Here is a 4,405-nt window from a genome sequence, read left to right on the forward strand (position 1 = left end):
CCCCCGCCGGCCGGCCGTCGCCGCTGTACGCGCCGCACGCCCCGCTGCCCGCCGCCGAGCCGGTACGCGTCGACATCGCCTCGATCGGGCTGCACGCCCAGGTCGTCGGCCGCGGCCTGCGCGACGGTACGGTCGACCCGCCCCCCTACGACACCCCCGAGGTCGCGGGCTGGTACCGCGACGGCCCCGCCCCCGGGTCTCCGGGCGCCGCCCTGATCGTGGGTCACGTCGACACGAAGACCGGCCCGGCCGTCTTCTACCACCTCGGCGCGGTACGCCGCGGCGCCCCGATCGACGTGACCCGCACCGACGGCACGGTCGCCCGGTTCTCCGTGGAAGCGGTCGAGACGGTCCTCAAGGACGAGTTCGACCCCGACCGCGTCTACGGCCCCGACCCGACGGGCCGCCCCGACCTCCGCCTCATCACCTGCGGCGGTTCCTTCGACCCCACCGCCCAGGCCTACTCGGCGAACGTCGTGGTCTACGCGACCCTGACCGGTTCCCGCCCCTCCTGACCCCTCTGCTGACCCGTGCGGTTCCGCTCGTCCGGGCTGTCCGCCGCACAGCGCCGTCCGCCAGGAAGGCGGGGCCCGCCGTGTCCGTGCTCTCCCGGCCTCCGTCCGCGGGCACCCCCGGATCGCACGGCGAGAGTCGCGTGACGCGTACGTCCGTACGCGCGACGGTAACCGGTCAGCAGGCCGTAACACCCGCCGCCGGACTCGGGGGAACGAGGACGGCAGGGGCGGTCCTAGGGGGCATGGGTGGGTCGTGGTCACCGCCAGGTGATGTCCTGTCCGTCCGGTCCGACGTGCAGCGTCAGCCGCGCGGCGGGGGGCGCGTCGGCGTCGCGCCACCGGGTGATCCGATCGGTGATGGTCGTCCCGCAGCCGGGTGGGGCCCGCTGCGGGACCTCTCCGGGAAGAGGCAGTCTGTCCCATGCAGCGCCTGCGGCCAGGAAGGCCCAGCACGCCAGCGCCCCAGCCAGGGCGCCACCGGTGCGAGCCATGCCCGGCAGGATGAACGTCGTCCCGACCCAGACGAGCAGGGCCGGCATCAGGCGCCGGGCCGTCCTCGTAGGGGGCCTGCCCGGCGATCCCGGCAGGGCAGTCGGCCACCTTCCAGGGTGAGCCGGGGACGTGCGTGCCGGGCGCCGCGGCACAGGAGGGACTGGTCGGACAGTCCTAGCGCGGCACCTCGCGGGGGAGCTCCACGGTGCGGTCGATGACGCCCTGGGCGAGGTCGGACAGACGGGTGCGGCGGGTGCGGGCGTGGTGGCGCAGGATGGTGAAGGCGTCGTCGGCGGGGATGTTCCAGCGTTCGGCGAGGGCGCCCTTGGCCTGTTCGACGAGGATGCGGCTGCGGAGGGCGGACTGGAGCTGCGCGGACAGCAGTTCGTGGCGGTGGCGGGCGCGGCGTTGGAGGACGCCGACGGTGGTGGCGTCGGCGAGGGCTTGCGCGAGGGCGGACGCGTCGGCGGAAAGGGGGCCCGGGGCGGTGCGGAAGAGGGTGAGCGCTCCGATGACCTCCTCCTGGCGGCGTAACGGGAGGGCGAAGGCGGCGGCGTAGCCGTGGTGCAGGGCGTGGTGGGCGAAGACGGGCCAGCGGACGCCGTTACGGCCGAGGTCGGGCGCGGTGACGGGGGCGCCGTCGCGATAGCAGTCCAGGCCGGGGCACTCGCCGGAGGTCCGCTCGGTCGGGCCCAGCAGGCGGGCGGCGTGCTCGCCGGACGCCGCCGCCACCTGTAGCGCACCGTTGTCGTCGGCGAGCAGCAGGGTGGCGGCCTGGACCCCGACCAGTTCCACGCACAGCCGCGTGAGGAGCTCCAGCACGCCCGCGGCCTCCACCTCCTCCTCCAGTGTGTCCGCGAGCGCCACGCACGCACCCAGCAACCGTGCCCCCGCCTCACCGGTCACGCCGATCCCCCTCAATCGCGGCACCCTGTCGTCTGGTTGACACCGAGTATTACGGCCGCCCGGCCGGTTCGCCTCAACCGTCAGGCGGATCATCACCGGAACCGCGGAACCGGCCCCGCCCACCCGGGCCGGGGCGCGCACCAGCCGGGCCGACCGCGCACCGGGCCGCGCCGGTCCCGCACCGGTGGCGTGCCGGTCCCGCACCGGGGCCGCCGGTCGCGTACCCCGGTCGCGTCGCGCGGTCCCGCGAAGTCCGGCATATCTTGGCAAACGGTGTGATCCCCGTGGAGGAGGTCCGGATGCCCGTGCGTGAGCCGACAGCGGAAGCCCTCCGCCCGGACCCGCCGGCCGAACCGGCCGCCGACCGGGTCGCGCCGGCGCGGGCCGGCGGCACCCCGTCCGCACTGCGGGCCGAGCTCACCGCACTGCTCGGCGCGCGCAAAGTGCTCGGCGGGATCTCCGACCTTGTGCGGTACGCCTCGGACGCGAGCCCGTACCGCTTCGTGCCGCAGGCCGTCGTGGTCGCCGAGAGCGAGCAGGACGTGGTCAAGCTGATGCGGTACGCCCGGAAGCAGCGGCGGAACCTGGTGTTCCGGGCGGGCGGGACCAGCCTCAACGGGCAGGCGCAGGGCGAGGACGTCCTGGTGGACGTGCGCCGCCACTTCAGCGGCGTCGAGGTCGAGGCGGGCGGCGCGCGGGCCCGTGTCCTGCCCGGCACCGTACTGGCCCGGGCCAACGCCACGCTGGCCCGGTACGGCAGGACGCTCGGCCCAGACCCGGCGAGCGCCACCGCGGCCACCGTCGGCGGGGTGCTCGCCACCAACGCCTCCGGCACGGCGGCCGGCACCGTCCGCGACGCGTATCGCACGGTCACCTCGCTGACCGTCGTGCTGCCCTCCGGCACCGTCGTGGACACCGGCGACCCCGACGCGGACGCCGCCCTCGCCGCGGCCGAGCCCGAGCTGTGCCAGGGGCTGCTGGACCTGCGCGACGAGATCGAGGCCGACCGCGAACTGACCGCCCGCATCCGCGCGAAGTACGCGATCAAGAACACCAGCGGCTACCGGCTGGACGCCTTCCTCGACGCCGAGAGCCCCGCACAGATCCTGCGCGGTCTGCTGATCGGCTCGCAGGGCACGCTCGGCTTCGTCTCCGAGGCCGTCTTCGAGACCCTGCCGCTGCGCTCCGCGGCCGGTACCGCGCTGCTGTTCTTCCCGTCGCTGCCCGCCGCCGCGGCGGCCGTACCGCGGTTCGCCCAGGCCGGTGCGGCGGCCGTCGAGCTGATGGACGGCCATGTGCTGCGGGCCTGCGCGAGCGTGCCCGGGGCGTCACCGGAGTGGGCGGAGCTGCCCGCCGAGTGCGCCGCGCTGCTGGTGGAGTTCCGGGCCGCGGACGGCATCGAACTGGCGGCGTACGAGCGGGTCGCCCGCCGGATCAGCGACGACCTCGGCCTGGTCACCCCGGTGCCGTCGGCGGACAACGGCTTCACCCGCGACCCGGTACGGATCGCCGCGCTGTGGCGGGCGCGCGAGGCGTTCGTCACGGCGGTCGGCGGGGCCCGCCCGCCGGGGACCACCCTGGTCACCGGGGACTTCGCGGTGCCGCCCGCCCGCCTCGCCGAGGCCTGCGCGGTACTCCTGGCACTCCAGGAACGGCACGGTTTCGCCACCGCCGTCGCCGGCCGCGCCGCCCACGGCACCCTCCACTTCGTCCTCGCACTCGACCCGGCGCAGCCCGCGGACGTCGAGCGTTACGCCGCCTTCACGGACGACGTCTGCCACACCGTGACCGAGCGGTTCGACGGCTCCGTCAACGCCGAGCACGGCACCGGCCGGGCCATGGCGCCCTTCCTGGCACTGGAGTGGGGCCCTCGGGCCACCGCCCTGATGTGGCGGATCAAGCGCCTCCTCGACCCGGACGGCATCCTCGCCCCCGGCGTCGTCCTCGACCAGGACCCGCGCGGCCACCTGCGCGGCCTGAAGACCGTCCCCGCGATCGAGGCCGCCGCCGACCCGTGCATCGAGTGCGGCCTGTGCGAACCCGTCTGCCCCAGCCGTGACCTGACGACCACACCCCGGCAGCGGATCGTGCTGCGCCGCGAGATGGCGCGGCAGGGTGCGGACTCGCCGGTACTGCGCGAGCTGCTGGCGGCGTACGGACACGACGCCGTCGACACCTGCGCCGGCGACGCGCTGTGCGCCACCGCCTGCCCGGTCGGCATCGACACCGGCGCGCTGATGAGGGACTTGCGGCGGGCCCGCCACTCGCGCGCCGAGGAGCGCGCGGCCGCCTTGCTCGCCACCCACGGGCGCACCGCGGAACGCGCCGTCCGCGCCGCGCTGGCCGCCGCCGACTCGGTACGCCGCCTGGCCGGTGACCGGCCGCCGACCGCGACCGCGGCGCCGGCCCGCGACGTCCCCCGCCCCGGACAGATACCGCGGTGGCTGCCCGAGCTCCCGGGCGCGGCCCCCTGCCTGCCCGCCACCCGGCAG

4 protein-coding genes are annotated in these 4,405 nt (G+C 75.9%); 2 read left to right on the plus strand and 2 right to left on the minus strand.

Translation table 11 applies throughout. The features are described from left to right. A partial coding sequence (locus VIW71_RS25725) for a class F sortase (RefSeq protein ID WP_331625028.1) occupies window positions 1-515 on the plus strand: 515 nt, incomplete at its 5' end. Window positions 516-772: 257 nt separating this feature from the next. Here the strand turns inward: VIW71_RS25725 and VIW71_RS25730 are convergent. Further along, window positions 773-1,006, minus strand: a complete 234-nt coding sequence (locus VIW71_RS25730) for a hypothetical protein (protein WP_331625029.1) — start codon at window positions 1,004-1,006, stop codon at window positions 773-775. Window positions 1,007-1,181: 175 nt separating this feature from the next. Then, the gene (locus VIW71_RS25735) at window positions 1,182-1,913 is read right to left on the minus strand and encodes a GAF and ANTAR domain-containing protein (RefSeq protein ID WP_331625030.1); all 732 of its coding nucleotides are present in this window, start codon (window positions 1,911-1,913) and stop codon (window positions 1,182-1,184) included. A gap of 299 nt (window positions 1,914-2,212) precedes the next feature. Here VIW71_RS25735 and VIW71_RS25740 point away from each other — a divergent pair. After that, window positions 2,213-4,405, plus strand: a 2,193-nt coding sequence (locus VIW71_RS25740; RefSeq protein ID WP_331625031.1) for an FAD-binding and (Fe-S)-binding domain-containing protein, incomplete at its 3' end; no start/stop codon positions are given.

The sequence above is a fragment of the Streptomyces sp. genome (assembly GCF_036524955.1).
In the GTDB taxonomy this organism is placed as follows: Bacteria; Actinomycetota; Actinomycetes; order Streptomycetales; family Streptomycetaceae; genus Actinacidiphila.

Coding starts and splice junctions, on each gene's coding strand:
- VIW71_RS25730 (WP_331625029.1), bottom strand. CDS start 1,006: ATGGCTCGCACCGGTGGCGCCCTGGCTGGGGCGCTGGCGTGCTGGGCC.